We start from the raw sequence: 14,664 nt of genomic DNA on the forward strand, positions 1-14,664 counted from the left end.
ACAGGAACGTACGCTTCATGACGCAACACAGCCAGACCGTACCCGCCTCCATCTTCCGTGCCTACGATATTCGCGGCATCGTCGACGACACCCTCACCGAGCCCGCCGTCGAGCTGATCGGCCGCGCCATCGGCAGCGAGGCCGCCGCCCGCGGGGAGCCCAGCGTGGTGGTTGCCCGCGATGGCCGGCTCTCCGGCGAGCGCCTCAAGGCCGCCCTGGTGCGGGGCCTGATCGCTACCGGCCGCGACGTCATCGACATCGGCATGGTGCCCACCCCGGTCCTCTACTTCGCCACCCACGTGCTGGACGGCGCCACCTCCGGGGTGATGGTCACCGGCAGCCACAACCCTCCCGACTACAACGGCTTCAAGATCGTGCTGGGCGGCGAGACCCTCTCGGGCGAGGCGATCACCGCCCTGCACGAGCGTATCGCCACGCACGACCTGAGCGAGGGCCAGGGCAGCCTGCGTGAGGTGGACGTGCGTGACGCCTATCTGGCACGCATCCTGGCCGACGTGCGCCTGCCCCGTCCGCTCAAGGCGGTGGTCGACTGCGGCAATGGCGTGGCGGGCGAGCTCGGCCCGCAACTGGTGGAGAGACTCGGCGTCGAGACCCTGCCGCTGTTCGCCGAGATCGATGGCACCTTCCCCAACCATCACCCGGACCCGGGCAAGCCCGAGAATCTTCGCGACCTGGTTCAGGCGGTGCAGGAGAGCGGCGCCGACATCGGCCTGGCCTTCGACGGCGATGGCGACCGCCTGGGGGTGATCACGCCCTCCGGCCGACTGATCTATCCGGACCATCTAATGATGGCCTTCGCCGAGGACATGCTCGAACGCAACCCCGGCGGCAAGGTGATCTACGACGTCAAGTGCACGGGCAACCTGGCCCGGGTGATCGATGAGGCCGGTGGCGAGCCCGAGATGTGGCGTACCGGCCACTCGCTGATCAAGGCACGCATGAAGGAGACGGGCGCCCTGCTCGCCGGCGAGATGAGCGGCCACATCTTCTTCAAGGAGCGCTGGTACGGCTTCGATGACGGCCTCTACGCCGCCGCCCGCCTGCTGGAGATCCTCGCTCGCCAGGAGCAGGACGCGGACGCCTTCTTCGACCGCTACCCTCAGGACAAGGGCACCCCGGAGATCAACATCACCGTCACCGACGAGACCAAGTTCGATCTGGTGGCACGCCTGGCCCGGGAGGGCAACTTCGGCGAGGAGGGCGTGAAGACCACCCTCGACGGCATCCGTGTCGACTACCCCGACGGCTGGGGACTGTGCCGCGCCTCCAACACCACCCCGGTGCTGGTGCTGCGCTTCGAGGGCAAGAGCGACTCGGCGCTCGAGCGCATCAAGGCGCGCTTCGCCGACGCCCTGGCCCAGGTGGCCCCCGAACTGGATCTGGCGCTCCAAGCATGAACAAGGAACCCGCAATGACCGAACAGACCCGTGACCCGCGCCTGGTGGTGGAGGTCCTCTCCGAGGCACTGCCCTACATCCAGCGCTTCTCCGGCAAGACCGTGGTCGTCAAGTACGGCGGCAACGCCATGACCGAGGACACCCTGATCGACTCCTTCGCCCGCGATATCGTGCTGATGAAGGAGGTGGGCATCAATCCGGTGGTGGTCCACGGCGGCGGCCCGCAGATCGGCGAGCTGCTCGGCAAGCTCAATATCGAGTCACGCTTCGTCAATGGCATGCGGGTGACCGACGCCGAGACCATGGATGTGGTGGAGATGGTGCTCGGCGGACTGGTCAACAAGGGCATCGTCAACCTGATCAACCAGTGCGGCGGCAAGGCAATCGGCCTGACCGGCAAGGATGGTGCCCAGATCCGTGCCCGCCAGCTCAAGGTCGAGCATCAGTCCCCCGAGATGACCGCCCCCGAGATCATCGATATCGGTCATGTCGGCGAGGTGGAGCATATCTCTACCGACCTGATCGACATGCTCGCCAACCGCGACTTCATTCCCGTCATCGCCCCCATCGGCGTGGACGAGGCGGGCCACAGCTACAACATCAACGCCGACCTGGTGGCGGGCAAGGTCGCCGAGGCACTCTGCGCCGAGAAGCTGATGCTGCTGACCAATGTGGCCGGCCTGATGAACAGCGCCGGCGAGGTACTGACCGGCCTGACCACCACTCAGGTGGATGAACTGATCAGTGACGGCACCATCCATGGCGGCATGCTGCCGAAGATTCGCTGCGCCCTGGAGGCGGTGAAGGGCGGCGTGAAGAGCGCCCATATCATCGACGGCCGAGTCCCTCACGCCACCCTGCTGGAGATCTTCACCAACGCCGGGGTCGGCACCCTGATCACCGACGAAAGCTGATCACACCATGAGCCAGGCAACCCCCACCCCCAGTCGTCGCGATCAGATTCTGCAGGCGCTGGCCATGATGCTTGAGGAGGACAGTGGCAAGCGTATCACCGTGTCTGCCCTGGCGAAGCAGGTCGGCGTCACCGAGGCCGCCCTCTATCGCCACTTCCCCAGCAAGGCCCGCATGTTCGAAAGCCTCATCGAGTTTATCGAGGAGACCCTGTTTGCCCGCATCGGGCGCATTCTGGAAGAGGAGCACGAGGCGCTGCCCCGCTGCGCCGCCCTGCTTGCCCTGCTGCTGGGGTTCGCCGAGAAGAACCCTGGCCTCTCGCGACTGCTCGACGGCGGGGTGCTCACCGGCGAGACCGCCCGCCTGCGAGTCCGTATCCATCAGCTCTTCGAACGGCTCGAGACCCAGCTCAAGCAGATCTTGCGCGAGGCCGAACTGCGCGAGGGGCGGCGCACCACTCTGCCCGCCTCGGCCGCCGCCAACCTGCTGCTGGCCACCGCCGAGGGGCGCATCAGTCAGTACGTGAGAAGTGACTTCAAGCGCCGCCCCACCGAGCACTGGAAGGAGCAGTGGTTGCTGCTCTCCAACCAGCTGCTCAGGGAAAGCCCGCAGCCAGCGTAGGCTCAACCCCCGCCAGAGACGCCAGAGCCCCCGCCGGATACACTCCGGCGGGGGCTCTGTGGGACTTGGTGGCAACGTCAGGCGTGTCACTCAGGGGCGTCAGGCCACCAGGGCATCACCGATCTGCTGCTTGATCTTCTTCATGGCATTCTTCTCGAGCTGACGGATACGCTCGGCGGAGACGCCATAGATATCGGCCAGGTCATGCAGGGTGGCCTTGGGCTCGGTGAGCCAGCGACGCCGCAGGATATCGCGCGAACGCTCGTCCAGCCCCTCCATCGCTTGCTGCAGACGGCGGGTGGAATCCCCCTCCCAGTCGCTCGCCTCGAGCTGAACGGCCGGGTCGGCGGAGGCGTCATCGAGATAATGCACCGGCGCCTGCCAGTTGCTCTCATCGTCCTCACCGGGCGCCGCATCGAAACCGGCATCATGGGAAGCCAGGCGGCCCTCCATCTCACGCACCACCTCGGGCTTGACGTCGAGATCCTTGGCAATCGCCTCGACCTCATCGCTGTTGAGCCAGGCCAGGCGCTTCTTGGCGCTGCGCAGGTTGAAGAACAGCTTGCGCTGGGCCTTGGTGGTGGCGATCTTCACGATACGCCAGTTGCGCAATACGAACTCGTGAATCTCCGCCTTGATCCAGTGCACGGCGAAGGAGACCAGCCGCACCCCCTGATTGGGGTCGAATCGCTTGACCGCCTTCATCAGGCCGACATTACCCTCCTGAATCAGGTCCGCCTGGGGCAGGCCATAGCCGGAATAGCTGCGGGCAATATGCACGACGAAGCGCAGGTGCGACAGTACCAGGCGGCGCGCCGCCTCCAGATCGCCCTCGTCATGCAGTTGGAAGGCCAGCTCCCTCTCTTCATCGGGGGTCAGCATCGGAATGCCGGTCACCGCCCGGATATATCCGTTGAGGTCGTGCCCCGGGGAGAGTTGGCCCACCGGAAGAAGACTGTTGCTCATGTGCAGGATGTCTCCTCAATCAGCCCATTCGTGCGTGTCTATACGTTATGGTGTCTATGCGTTGTGCGTGCGGCACCTAAGACACCAGAAACAATGTAAGGTTCCGCGAAATTTCAAGTCCCGTCTACCCGACGGGTCAATCAACACGGCGCCCAGGTATCAGCGCGGCTTCACCTCGGCGAGGTGGCGGCTGACCGCAATCCAGGCACCCAACCAGCCCAACAGCATACTACACCCCACCAGGAAAGCGGAACCGCCTACCCCCAGCCTCGGCAGGCTGAAACTGGCGCCGTAGCTGGCCGCCAGGGCCGAGACCGGTGTCGCCAGCCACTCCCCTCCCAGGGTCAGCAGCCCCCAGGCCAGCAGGCCACCACCCAGGCCATACCAGGCCCCGCTGTAGAGGAAGGGGCGGCGCACGAAGCCATGGGTGGCGCCGATCAAGGTGACCACTTCGATCTCCTTGCGACGACTCTCAACCGCCAGGCGGATGGTATTGCCTACCACCAGCAGCACACCTCCCCCGAACAGCACCGCCAGCGCCAACGTCACGCGCTGGCCGAGCTCGGCCAGGCTGCGCAGCCGTTCGATCCAGGCCAGGTCCAGGCGCACCTCCTCTACCCCGGGAACCGCCGCCAGCGACTCGGCCAGCGCGCGGACGGCCTCCGGTGCCGGGGCTTCGGGCGTCACAACCACGCTGGCCGGCAGAGGATTGTCATCGAGGCGCCCCAGGGCATCCTCCAGCCCCAGCGCCTGCTGAAACTCCGCCATGCCCTCGGCCGCGGTGATCAACCGGGTGCGGGCCACGCCGGGCTGAGCGCCCAAGGCCTCGTCGATGCGTGCCGCTTCCCCATCGCCAACCCCAGGCGCGAGGTAGACAGTGAGGGTCGCGCTCTCGGTCAGTTCGGCATCGAGCAGTCGCGCACTGTCCAGGGTCAGCCACAGCCCCGCGGGCAGCACCATGGCGATGGCGATGGCCAGCATGGTCACCAGGCTGGCGACGGGCGTTCGCAGCAGCCGCCAGGCGCTGTCCAGACACATCGCCCGGTGGTGGCGCAACCAGCCGCGGAGGCGACTCGAGGAGCGTGTGCGGTGGGTGCGAGCACCCCGTGGAGAGGGCGCGGGGCGACGACTCATGCGGCCTCCCGGTCGCCCACCAGGCGACCCTCGCGCAGGCGCAGGGTGCGATGCTGCAATCGCGCGATCAGCGCCAGGTCGTGGCTGGCGATCATCACCGTGGTGCCGATGCGATTGAAGTCCTCGAACAGCGTCATGATGTCGGCAGAGAGCTGGGGGTCGAGGTTGCCGGTCGGCTCGTCGGCGAGCAGCAGCGCCGGCTTGTTGACCACGGCACGGGCGATGCCCACACGCTGCTGCTCACCACCGGAGAGCTCGATCGGCAGTGCCTTCTCACGGTGCAGCAGCCCGACCTTGTCCAGTGCGGCGCGCACCCGGCGCGCCGATTCGCGGGGCTCGACCCCCTGGATCGTCAGGGGGAGCGCCACGTTATGGAAGATCGAGCGGTCATGGAGCAGCTGGTGATCCTGAAAGACCACGCCGATCTGGCGGCGATAGAACGGCACCTGGCTGGGGTGGAGCCGGTCGATATCGTGGCCGGCGACCAGAATGCGTCCCCGGGTGGGGCGCTCCAGGCGCATGATCAGGCGCAACAGGGAGCTCTTGCCGGCCCCCGAATGGCCGGTCAGGAACAGCATTTCGCCGCGATGCACGCGGAAGTCGAGATTGGCGAGGGCCTCGAAGCGCCCACCGTAGCGCTTGCCGACGTGCTCGAAGACGATCATCCCTGGGCGTCGTTCCTCTCACGGTCGAACAGCGCATCGACGAACTCGCCGGCCACGAAGGGGCGAAGGTCGTCCAGTGTCTCGCCGACACCGATAAAGCGGATCGGGGTGCCCAGCTGCTTGGCCAGGGCGAAGATGATGCCCCCCTTGGCGGTGCCATCCAGCTTGGTCAGCGTCACTCCCGTGATTGGCACAGCCTCGTTGAAGGTGCTGGCCTGGGAGAGAGCGTTCTGCCCGGTACCGGCATCGAGCACCAGCATCACCTCATGGGGTGCACTGGCATCGAGCTTGCCCATCACACGGTGGACCTTCTTGAGCTCCTCCATCAGGTGCGCCTTGTTGTGCAGACGCCCGGCGGTATCGGCGATCAGCACATCGACGCCGCGTGCCTTGGCGGCCGCCACCGCATCGTAGACCACCGAGGCGCTGTCGGCACCGGTATGCTGGGCGATCACCGGCACCTGGTTGCGCTCGCCCCACACCTTGAGCTGCTCCACCGCGGCGGCACGGAAGGTATCGCCGGCGGCCAGCATCACGCTGCGGCCCTCGCGCTGGAAGCGCTGGGTCAGCTTGCCGATGGTGGTGGTCTTGCCCACCCCGTTGACCCCGACCACCAGAATCACGAAGGGCCCCTCCCCCTTGGGTGGCAACTCCAGGGGCGTGCTCACCGACTCGAGCATGAGGGCCAGCTCTTCCTGGAGGGCACGATAGAGCGCGTCGCTGTCCTTGAGTTCCTTGCGCGAGACACGCTCGGCCAGGCGATCGATGATCGCGGTGGTGGCCTCGATCCCTACATCCGCCATCAGCAGCTGGGTCTCGAGATCCTCCATCAGATCATCATCGATCTGCTTCTTGCCCAGAAACAGATCGGCCAGGCCGTCGGTCAGGTTGGCACGGGTCTTGCCGAGCCCCGAACGAATGCGCGCGAACCAGCCCTTCTTCTCGCCGGCGGCAGGCTTCTCCTGCAACACGGCGGGCTCGGGCTCGGGCTCGGGCTCGGGCTCGGGCTCGGGCTCGGGCTCGGGTACAGGCTGCTGCCTGACGGGGTCAGGGGCAATGCTCGCCGAGGCGGCGGCCGTGTCCTCGCCCGACGTCTCTGTCACCTCGGCAGGCGAAGATTCGACGGTGCGTGACTCGGGCCGAGCCTGCGTCTCGGCGACGCGCCCTTCTTCGATGGCGTGCTCTTCGTCGACGGGGCGCTCACCCTGGTCGGAGCCCTCCTCCTCTTCGGAGGGCGGAGCGACCTCGTCCTGGAGCTCCTGCTCCTCCCGGATCGCTTCTTGCTCCTGCTTCTTCTTGCGCTTGAAAAAACCGAACATGGACAGTATCAGCCTCGCGGATGAACGAATCGTCACATCCTACCACTGCCCACCATGACTGTGGACAAGTCGCCGGTTACAATCCCGTCATGACTCGACGCTCCCCACGCCCACGCCGTTCAGGCAAGCCCACGACCGCCGGCCGCCGAAGCTCCGACCGACGCCATGCGGGCCGCCTGCGCATCATCGGCGGCGACTTCCGCCGCCGGCTGCTGCCGGTACTCGACAGCCCCGGCCTGCGTCCCACGCCAGACCGAGTGCGCGAGACGCTGTTCAACTGGCTTGCCGCCACCCTGCCCAGCGCCCGGGTGCTTGACCTCTTCGCGGGCACCGGCTCCCTCGGCCTGGAAGCGCTCTCGCGCGGCGCCCGCGAGACCATCTTCGTGGAGCGCGACGCCCGGGTGGCCGACCAGCTGGGCAGGAACCTCGACACCCTGGGGGCCACATCGCGGGGGCGCGTCATCAACGCCGATGTCGACCGCTTCCTGAGCGATGCGCCCTCCCCGGCCACTCTGGTCTTTCTCGACCCCCCCTTCCGCCAGGGGCTGGCCGAGCCGTGCTGTGCCGCGCTGGAATCGGGCTGGCTGACCGACGAGGCCTTCATCTATCTGGAAACCGAAGCCGGGCTCGACCCGCAGGTGCCTCCCAGCTGGCGGCTACACCGTGAGGTTCACGCCGGCGACAGCCATGGTCGACTCTATCGGCGTGACGCGACCGCCCTGTCGCCGGCCGAAGACGCTTGCTGAGCCAGGGGCTCGGCGTTACGCTGCGGGACTGGAACGCCCGCTGCGGGCGCCGGCTCGGCCACAAGGACCACCCGGAACGACACCTCAGGAGAACAGGATGAGCATCGAACTCTTCAACCGGCTCGAACAGAAGGTCACCAGCGCCGTGGAGGCCCTGGAACTGCTTAAGATGGAAGCCGAAGAGCTGCGCGAGGAAAACAGCCGCCTGAAGCAGGAGCGCGAGGAGTGGGAGAGCCGTCTGACCGCCGTGCTCGGCAAGCTGGATGAGCTGGATACCAGCAGCCAGAGCTGAGCCACCACCGCGCCGGTCTCACGCCAGCGCCAGTGACATCAGCAACGCATCTTCCCTGACCGCCCCGGCCTGCCGGGGCGGATAGTATCCGCGGCGAACGCCGTCCTCCGCGAAGCCTGCCGCGCGATAGAGCGCGATGGCCGAGACATTGCCAGCCCGCACCTCCAGCAACAGGCGCTCGCTGCGCCAAACTCGGGCCTGCTCGACCACCTCCGACAGGAGCCGACGAGCCACTCCTCGCCCTCGCCAGCGCGCATCCACCAGAATCGCCTGCAGCTCGGCCTCGAAGGGCTGCCGCTCCAGCGCGGCATACCCCACCACGACATCATCGACCACCTGGCCCACCACCCACATCGTCGACGACCGCAGGGTTGCCGCGAGCTGGCTCGTCGAGCCGGCGGTTGCCCACCCATGGGCGGCTTCCAGGGCCGTCAGCGATTCCAGCGCGGCCTCATCCAGGGACGTCAACACCGGCCGGTCGCCAGACACCTCACTGCTCACTCGATGCTCCACCCTGTGTCTCGCGCCATGCCTCGCCCAGGGCCAGCAACCGGGGCAGCAGTGCGCGCTTGGCCTCGGCGCCATTAACGAGCTCGGCCAGCGAAGGCCCCTGCCAGGCGGGCAGCCCGAACAGCGGACAGTGCTCTCCCTCGAGCGACAGCACTCGCTCCAGCACCTCGTCCCGGCCGAACACCAGCAACCGCTCAGGCTCCCAGCCGCGCCTGCTGGCCCCGGCCACAAAGGCCTTCAGCCCCTCCCGGGCCTCCACCAGAGGCTCCTGTACCGGAAGTCCCTCCTGCAGTGGCCAGCGAAAGTCCTGAAACACCGGGGGCGGCGACTCGATACCTGCGGCGCGCAGGAGATTGGCGAGCAACATCAGCTGAAGACGCCCCGGTGCCTGGTCGCCCGGCAGCACCAGCAGCCAGCGCCCCTCCAGGCAGGCCACCTGAAAGGCGAAGCGCAGGGCTTCCCGGGGCGCCTCATCGGCCATCGCGCGCGACGGTTCGGCCTCGGCACTGACCTCCTCGAGAGGCGCCATATCGCCCAGCAAGGCCGCTCGCGCCTTGCCAGGACGCGGCACGCGCTCGGTGCGCTCCTGAGCTGGGCTCTCGGCCGGCGGGGCCGCCGGTTGCTCCCGCGCCTCATCCAGCAGCGCCTGCAGGCGCTGACCATGCCCGACCTCGGGAGGCCGCTCGGGCAGCTCCCACTCACAGGCCGGCGTGGGATGCGCATTGGGCAGCGCATAGCGCGCCACCCAGGCGGTCAGACCCATCGCCTCCAGATACTGGAGGCGCTGCGGCTCGCTGGTCACCGGCCGCCGCCCCGGCAGTCCGGCGAGTCGGGACGCGCCTGGCCGCTGGCCTGCCACTCCTGGGGCGTATAGAGGTGCAGTGCCAGGGCATGCACCGGCCCGGCCAGCTCATCGGCCAACAGCGCGTAGAGCTGCTGATGGCGCTTGACCGGCATCAGACCCTCGAAGCGCTCGCTGACCAGCGTCACCTTGAAGTGGGTTTCGGAGTTGGGCGGCACGGCGTGCCGATGGCTCTCGTTCTCCACCTGTAGAAAGGCGGGCTCGAGGGCCTGGAGCTTCTCTTCGATGCTTGACTGGATGCTCATGGCGGCTTCCCAAAATGGTGAAGTGAAACACCCATTGTACTCGCTATAGGCAAGGCGAACGATGCACCGCGACCCGGCGACGCTATCCACGCCGGGCGGCTGCGGCAAGCGGAATTCGCAGCAGGCTGAACAACAGGGCGGCCAGGGTCGTCAGGGCACCGAGCCATAGCGTGGCCTGCACCGCCACGCCGGCGGCCAGGAAGGCGCCGACCAGGGCCACCCCCAGCGACTGCCCCACGGTACGCGACGTGCTCATGACCCCGGACGCATTGGCGCTGCGCGACAGCGGTACGCTACCGATCAGCTCGCGGTTGTTGGGCGGCTGAAAGAGCCCGAAGCCCATACCGCACAGCGCCATGGGCCACAGCACCTCGATCACCCCGGCCTCGGCATCGAGCCAGGCCAGGGCAGACAGCCCCCCCATCAGCAGCAGCAGGCCCAGCGACGCCAGCAGGGAGGGGTTCACCCGGTCGGCCAGCCGGCCCGCCAGCGGCCCCACCAGCATGATCGCCAGCGGCCAGGGGGTGAAGAGCCAGGCGGTCTCGAGGGGAGAGAACCCCATCTGCTGCTGGAACAGGAAGGAGAGCGCCACGAAGGCGAGCCCTTGCCCGATGAAGGCACTCCCCTGAGCGGCCAGCGCCAGGCTGAAGCGCCGCTCGGCAAAGATCACCAGCGGCAGCAACGGGTGAGTGGCACGTCGCTGGCGACGCACGAACAGCAGAGCCGCCACCAGACTGGTGCCCAGCCAGGCCGCCAGGGCCCAGGCCGCCATGCCATGACCGAGGCCATCCATGGCGACGAAGAGGCCGCCGAGCATGGTGATCGAGAGCAGCGCCCCCTGCCAGTCGAAGCCACCGGGGCGCGCCGCTTCACGCGGCAGTGCCCTCCAGGCCAGCACCACCGCTACCGCACCAAGCGGCAGGTGCAGCGCAAACAGCCATGGCCAGTCGGCCACCGAGAGCAGGGCTCCACCGATCGCCGGGCCGGCAGCATAGCCCCCCGCCACGACCATGGCCGAGAGTCCCAGGGCGCTTCCCAGCAGCCGCGTCGGAAAGACCTGGCGATAGATCGAGGGGCCGATGGAGAGTGTCGCCGCCGCGCCAAGTCCCTGCAGGGCACGAAAGACCAGCAGGCTCTCGAGAGTGGTCGAGAGGGCGCTGCCCAGCGCCGCCAGGGTGAATACCGCCACCCCCGCCACATAGAGCCGGCGTCGGCTCAGCAGCTCGCTCAGGGCGGCGAAGACCAGCAGGAAGGCGGCCGAGCTGACCTGGAAGAGGTTGGTGACCCATACCACACGCGACGCCGACACCTCGAGGCCGGTGGCGATGGAGGGCAGCGCGATATTGACCATGGTGGTATCCACCACCGCCATCAGGGTACCGAGGATCAGCGCCAGCACCGCCAGGCGTCGCTCGGGCCCCGGCAGGCCATCATCATCGGGGCGCGTCTCGAACAGTCGGCTCATTCCATGTTCCGCATCAGGGTCTGTTAACGAAGAAACCGGCCGAAGCCGGTTTCTCTCGCGAATCTCCGATCAGGCGTCAGTCCTGGTCGGTCTCCAGCAGCAGGCTATCGTCGATCTCGGAGATCTCCAGCGCCGCCTCATCATCCAGGTCGATGGCGAGATAGCTGTGCTCGAGCTGCAGGAAGCGCTGAAACAGCGGCCAGTCGAGGACCTCGGGCCACTGCCGCTGATCCTCTTCCCAGGCGCGGAGCTCGGTCTCGAGGATCTCGAGGTAGCGCTCACGCACGAAGCCCTGCAGGGCCTCAGGGGTATCCATCTCCGGGATCAGGTAGATGGTGCTCTCGTGTTCGACGTCGGCCAGCGTCAGGTCCTCGTTGCCGAGGGTGGGCTCGAGCCCATTGATCCAATCCACGAAGTGCTGGGTCGGGCGGACGCTCAGGGCAGAGCGGTTGAGCAGTTTCATGGCGGTCTCCTCGACGTCGAAACGCTGACCATTATGGGCGCTACCCACGGCGTTTACCAATGCTTCCCGAACCGCTCCTCTACTCGACTTCTGGCCTCATGGCAGGGAACAGCAGCACATCGCGGATCGAGGCGCTATCGGTCAGCAGCATCACCAGACGGTCGATGCCGATGCCCTCGCCGGCGGTGGGCGGCAGACCATATTCGAGAGCCCGCACATAATCGGCGTCGAAGTACATCGCCTCGTCGTCGCCGGCCTCCTTCTCGGCCACCTGCTCGCGGAAACGCTCGGCCTGATCCTCGGCGTCGTTGAGCTCGGAGAAGCCGTTGGCGATCTCGCGCCCCCCGACGAAGAACTCGAAACGCTCGGTGACGAAGGGGTTGGCATCCTTGCGCCGCGCCAGAGGACTCACCTCGGTGGGATACTCGGTGATAAAGGTGGGCTGCTGCAGACGATGCTCCACGGTCTTCTCGAAGATCTCGATCTGGATCTTGCCCAGCCCCCAGCCATCCTTGACGTCGATATCCAGGCGTTCGGCGATCTGACGCGCCGCGGCCTCGTCGGCCAGCGAATCGGCGTGGATATCGGGGTTGTACTCGAGAATTGCGTCGAACACGCTCAGGCGACGCAGCGGCTGGCCGAAATCGTACTCGAAGGTTTCCAGCACCTCGCCATCACGATTGCGCACGGTGTTGACCACGGTGGTGCTGCCCAGCACCTCCTGGGTCAGGGTACGCAACATCTCCTCGGTCAGATCCATCAGGTCATGGTAATCCGCATAGGCCTGATAGAACTCGATCATGGTGAACTCGGGGTTGTGGCGCGTGGAGAGCCCCTCGTTACGGAAGTTGCGGTTGATCTCGAAGACCTTCTCGAAGCCCCCCACCACCAGGCGCTTGAGGTAGAGCTCCGGCGCAATGCGCAAGTACATGTCCTGGTCCAGCGCATTGTGGTGGGTCACGAAGGGGCGTGCCGTGGCACCACCAGGGATCGCCTGCAGCATGGGGGTCTCCACCTCCATGAAGCCGCGCGCCTCGAAGAAGCGACGCATGGCACTGATGACCCCGGCACGGGTCTCGAACACCTGGCGCGAGTCAGGGTTCATGATCAGGTCCACATAGCGCTGACGATAACGCGCCTCCATATCGGTGAGGCCGTGGAACTTGTCGGGCAGCGGCCGCAGGCTCTTGGTGAGCAGCACCGCCTCTTCCATCATCACATAGAGGTCACCCTTGCCCGACTTGTGCACCGGGCCACGCCCGGCGACGATATCGCCGATGTCCCAGCCCTTGATCTCCTCGAGCAGCTCGGCCGGCAGTCCCTTCTTGTCGACGTAGAGCTGAATCTGGCCGCTGACATCCTGAATAACGATAAAGGGACCACGCTTGCGCATGATACGGCCGGCCACACTGGCCTGGTGGCCCAGCGCCTCGAGCTCGGCCTTGTCCTTGTCACCCAGTGCCGCCTCGAGTTCGGCGGCCTGGCTGTCACGACGGAAATGGTTGGGGAAGGCGCTCTCGCCCTGGGCGGCGGCCCGCTCGCGGCGTGCCGCCAGCTTGGCGCGGCGCTCGGCGATCAAGCGGTTCTCTTCGTTCTGCGGGCTTTCCGCTGAGGGACTCTCGTTGGCCATATCGCTACCTGTTGGAAATCTCGAATACGAAAGCTGAGACGCATCTAGAGCCGTGCAAGCGACGCCGATACAAGCCGCCCCTCTGCGGAGAGCGGCATCGACTCGGGCCGATGGACATCTCGAGCAGAGGGGCGGGGGCGCGTCGGCGAGCGCAGCAGGCTATAGACCCTGTTTGAGGCTGGCGACGATAAACTGATCCAGATCGCCGTCCAGCACCTTGTCGCAGTTGCTGGTCTGTACACCGGTACGCAGGTCCTTGATGCGCTGATCATCCAGCACATAGGAGCGGATCTGGCTGCCCCAGCCGATATCGGACTTGGAGTCCTCGGCTTCCTGCTTGGCAGCGTTGCGCTTCTCCATCTCATGCTCCCACAGCCTCGCCTTGAGTTGTTTCATGGCGAAGTCGCGGTTGGCATGCTGGCTACGCTGGCTCTGACAGGCCACCACGATACCGGTGGGCTCATGGGTGATGCGCACCGCCGAGTCGGTGGTGTTGACGTGCTGACCGCCGGCGCCGCTGGAGCGGTAGGTGTCGACGCGCAGGTCCGAGGGATTGATATCGACCTCGAAGCTGTCATCGATCTCCGGGGAGAGGAACACCGACGCGAACGACGTATGGCGGCGACCGCCGGAGTCGAAGGGACTCTTGCGGACCAGGCGGTGCACGCCGGTCTCGGTGCGCAGCCAGCCGAAGGCATGATCACCCTGAATATGCAGGGTGGCCGACTTGATGCCCGCCACATCGCCGGCGGAGAGCTCGGTAATATCGGCCTTGAAGCCATGATGCTCGGCCCAGCGCAGGTACATGCGCAGCAGGATGTTCGCCCAGTCCTGGGCCTCGGTCCCGCCGGAACCGGCCTGGATATCGAGATAGGCGTTGTTCTCGTCCATCTCGCCGGAGAACATCCGCCGAAACTCGAGCTTCTCGAGGCTGGCATGGAAGCCCTGGAGCTCCTTCTCCACCTCGGCGACGGTGGCCTCGTCATCCTCCATCTCGGCCAGCTCCAGCAGGTCGCGACTATCGCCCAGCCCCTGGTCCAGCTCGTCGATGGTGGCCACGATGGTCTCGAGGGAAGCGCGCTCCTTGCCCAGCTTCTGGGCATAGTCCGGATCGTTCCAGACATTGGGGTCTTCCAGCTCGCGGGTAACTTCCTCTAGCCGATCCTTCTTTTCGGCATAGTCAAAGATACCCCCTCAGGACGTCTGTCCGCTCAGACAGGTCCTTGATGAGGTTGTGAATCGGGTTGGTTTCCAGCATGGGGCGTCTCGCCTGAATTCGGGTGGACGTACGGCCGTCGCGGGCGGGCAGGAGTGCGGCCCGCAGCGGCACGGAAAAGACGGCCATTGTAGCGAAAGCCGCGGCGAGCCGCACCCATCCGCCCCACTCGCACGACCCAGACGCCAAGACCCCGGCCT

General features: G+C 66.5%; 16 protein-coding genes. 5 read left to right on the forward strand and 11 right to left on the reverse strand.

Annotated elements, in window-relative coordinates:
• Positions 1-17: 17 nt before the first annotated feature.
• Genes GRB80_RS13540 through slmA form a run of 3 tightly spaced genes read left to right on the forward strand, consistent with a single transcriptional unit; the run spans position 18 to position 2,951 of the window.
• Positions 18-1,418, forward strand: a complete 1,401-nt coding sequence (locus GRB80_RS13540; RefSeq protein WP_161423918.1) for a phosphomannomutase/phosphoglucomutase — start codon at positions 18-20, stop codon at positions 1,416-1,418.
• A gap of 14 nt (positions 1,419-1,432) precedes the next feature.
• Positions 1,433-2,332, forward strand: coding sequence for an acetylglutamate kinase (argB, locus tag GRB80_RS13545; RefSeq protein WP_132042902.1), 900 nt, complete (start codon positions 1,433-1,435; stop codon positions 2,330-2,332).
• Between the two features lie 7 nt (positions 2,333-2,339).
• Positions 2,340-2,951, forward strand: a complete 612-nt coding sequence (gene slmA, locus GRB80_RS13550; RefSeq protein WP_161423919.1) for a nucleoid occlusion factor SlmA — start codon at positions 2,340-2,342, stop codon at positions 2,949-2,951.
• Between the two features lie 99 nt (positions 2,952-3,050).
• On the opposite strand, the gene rpoH is transcribed toward slmA, so the two are convergent.
• The 4 genes from rpoH to ftsY form a co-directional block, all read right to left on the reverse strand.
• On the reverse strand, positions 3,051-3,917 hold the full coding sequence (gene rpoH, locus GRB80_RS13555) for an RNA polymerase sigma factor RpoH (protein ID WP_161423920.1): 867 nt from the start codon (positions 3,915-3,917) through the stop codon (positions 3,051-3,053).
• Positions 3,918-4,076: 159 nt separating this feature from the next.
• Entirely contained in the window at positions 4,077-5,051 is a 975-nt protein-coding gene (ftsX, locus tag GRB80_RS13560; RefSeq protein ID WP_161423921.1) for a permease-like cell division protein FtsX, read from the reverse strand.
• Positions 5,048-5,716 carry a cell division ATP-binding protein FtsE gene (ftsE, locus tag GRB80_RS13565; protein WP_161423922.1) on the reverse strand — a complete coding sequence of 223 codons (669 nt, stop codon included), beginning with the start codon at positions 5,714-5,716 and terminating at the stop codon, positions 5,048-5,050. Before ftsE ends, ftsX begins: the two co-directional genes overlap by 4 nt.
• Positions 5,713-7,035: a signal recognition particle-docking protein FtsY gene (gene ftsY, locus GRB80_RS13570; protein WP_161423923.1), complete on the reverse strand. Its 1,323-nt coding sequence runs from the start codon at positions 7,033-7,035 to the stop codon at positions 5,713-5,715. The genes ftsE and ftsY overlap by 4 nt, the downstream gene beginning before the upstream one ends.
• Before the next feature lie 89 nt (positions 7,036-7,124).
• Here ftsY and rsmD point away from each other — a divergent pair, with 89 nt between their 5' ends.
• Together rsmD and GRB80_RS13580 are read left to right on the forward strand one after the other, a co-directional pair.
• Positions 7,125-7,781 carry a 16S rRNA (guanine(966)-N(2))-methyltransferase RsmD gene (rsmD, locus tag GRB80_RS13575; RefSeq protein WP_161423924.1) on the forward strand — a complete coding sequence of 219 codons (657 nt, stop codon included), beginning with the start codon at positions 7,125-7,127 and terminating at the stop codon, positions 7,779-7,781.
• Positions 7,782-7,878: 97 nt separating this feature from the next.
• On the forward strand, positions 7,879-8,073 hold the full coding sequence (locus GRB80_RS13580; RefSeq protein ID WP_132044500.1) for a cell division protein ZapB: 195 nt from the start codon (positions 7,879-7,881) through the stop codon (positions 8,071-8,073).
• Between the two features lie 18 nt (positions 8,074-8,091).
• Here GRB80_RS13580 and GRB80_RS13585 read toward each other — a convergent pair whose 3' ends face one another.
• From GRB80_RS13585 to prfB, 7 genes are all read right to left on the reverse strand, one after another.
• Positions 8,092-8,544 (reverse strand): GNAT family N-acetyltransferase, encoded by a 453-nt coding sequence (locus GRB80_RS13585; RefSeq protein ID WP_309663442.1) that lies wholly within the window; start codon positions 8,542-8,544, stop codon positions 8,092-8,094.
• A 19-nt stretch (positions 8,545-8,563) separates the two neighbouring features.
• Entirely contained in the window at positions 8,564-9,385 is an 822-nt protein-coding gene (locus GRB80_RS13590) for a hypothetical protein (RefSeq protein WP_161423926.1), read from the reverse strand.
• Positions 9,382-9,690, reverse strand: a complete 309-nt coding sequence (locus GRB80_RS13595) for a BolA family protein (protein ID WP_161423927.1) — start codon at positions 9,688-9,690, stop codon at positions 9,382-9,384. The genes GRB80_RS13590 and GRB80_RS13595 overlap by 4 nt, the downstream gene beginning before the upstream one ends.
• Positions 9,691-9,772: 82 nt before the next feature.
• Positions 9,773-11,155, reverse strand: coding sequence for an MFS transporter (locus tag GRB80_RS13600; RefSeq protein WP_161423928.1), 1,383 nt, complete (start codon positions 11,153-11,155; stop codon positions 9,773-9,775).
• Between the two features lie 76 nt (positions 11,156-11,231).
• Positions 11,232-11,618, reverse strand: coding sequence for a hypothetical protein (locus GRB80_RS13605; RefSeq protein ID WP_132044510.1), 387 nt, complete (start codon positions 11,616-11,618; stop codon positions 11,232-11,234).
• Between the two features lie 79 nt (positions 11,619-11,697).
• Positions 11,698-13,248, reverse strand: coding sequence for a lysine--tRNA ligase (gene lysS, locus GRB80_RS13610; protein WP_132044512.1), 1,551 nt, complete (start codon positions 13,246-13,248; stop codon positions 11,698-11,700).
• A 159-nt stretch (positions 13,249-13,407) separates the two neighbouring features.
• Positions 13,408-14,506 (reverse strand): peptide chain release factor 2 gene (gene prfB / locus GRB80_RS13615; RefSeq protein ID WP_161423929.1). Its coding sequence is split into 2 segments (ribosomal slippage): positions 13,408-14,430 and positions 14,432-14,506, totalling 1,098 coding nucleotides; the frame shifts between segments, so codons are not numbered across the junction.
• Positions 14,507-14,664: the final 158 nt, after the last annotated feature.

It is taken from the genome of Halomonas icarae (assembly GCF_009901955.1).
Classification (GTDB): domain Bacteria; phylum Pseudomonadota; class Gammaproteobacteria; order Pseudomonadales; family Halomonadaceae; genus Halomonas; species Halomonas icarae.

Excerpts from the sequence above, each read along its gene's own strand:
- GRB80_RS13540 (WP_161423918.1), top strand. The coding sequence starts at position 18 with ATGACGCAACACAGCCAGACCGTACCCGCCTCCATCTTCCGTGCCTAC.
- argB (WP_132042902.1), top strand. The coding sequence starts at position 1,433 with ATGACCGAACAGACCCGTGACCCGCGCCTGGTGGTGGAGGTCCTCTCC.
- slmA (WP_161423919.1), top strand. The coding sequence starts at position 2,340 with ATGAGCCAGGCAACCCCCACCCCCAGTCGTCGCGATCAGATTCTGCAG.
- rpoH (WP_161423920.1), bottom strand. The coding sequence starts at position 3,917 with ATGAGCAACAGTCTTCTTCCGGTGGGCCAACTCTCCCCGGGGCACGAC.
- ftsX (WP_161423921.1), bottom strand. The coding sequence starts at position 5,051 with ATGAGTCGTCGCCCCGCGCCCTCTCCACGGGGTGCTCGCACCCACCGC.
- ftsE (WP_161423922.1), bottom strand. The coding sequence starts at position 5,716 with ATGATCGTCTTCGAGCACGTCGGCAAGCGCTACGGTGGGCGCTTCGAG.
- ftsY (WP_161423923.1), bottom strand. The coding sequence starts at position 7,035 with ATGTTCGGTTTTTTCAAGCGCAAGAAGAAGCAGGAGCAAGAAGCGATC.
- rsmD (WP_161423924.1), top strand. The coding sequence starts at position 7,125 with ATGACTCGACGCTCCCCACGCCCACGCCGTTCAGGCAAGCCCACGACC.
- GRB80_RS13580 (WP_132044500.1), top strand. The coding sequence starts at position 7,879 with ATGAGCATCGAACTCTTCAACCGGCTCGAACAGAAGGTCACCAGCGCC.
- GRB80_RS13595 (WP_161423927.1), bottom strand. The coding sequence starts at position 9,690 with ATGAGCATCCAGTCAAGCATCGAAGAGAAGCTCCAGGCCCTCGAGCCC.
- GRB80_RS13600 (WP_161423928.1), bottom strand. The coding sequence starts at position 11,155 with ATGAGCCGACTGTTCGAGACGCGCCCCGATGATGATGGCCTGCCGGGG.
- GRB80_RS13605 (WP_132044510.1), bottom strand. The coding sequence starts at position 11,618 with ATGAAACTGCTCAACCGCTCTGCCCTGAGCGTCCGCCCGACCCAGCAC.
- lysS (WP_132044512.1), bottom strand. The coding sequence starts at position 13,248 with ATGGCCAACGAGAGTCCCTCAGCGGAAAGCCCGCAGAACGAAGAGAAC.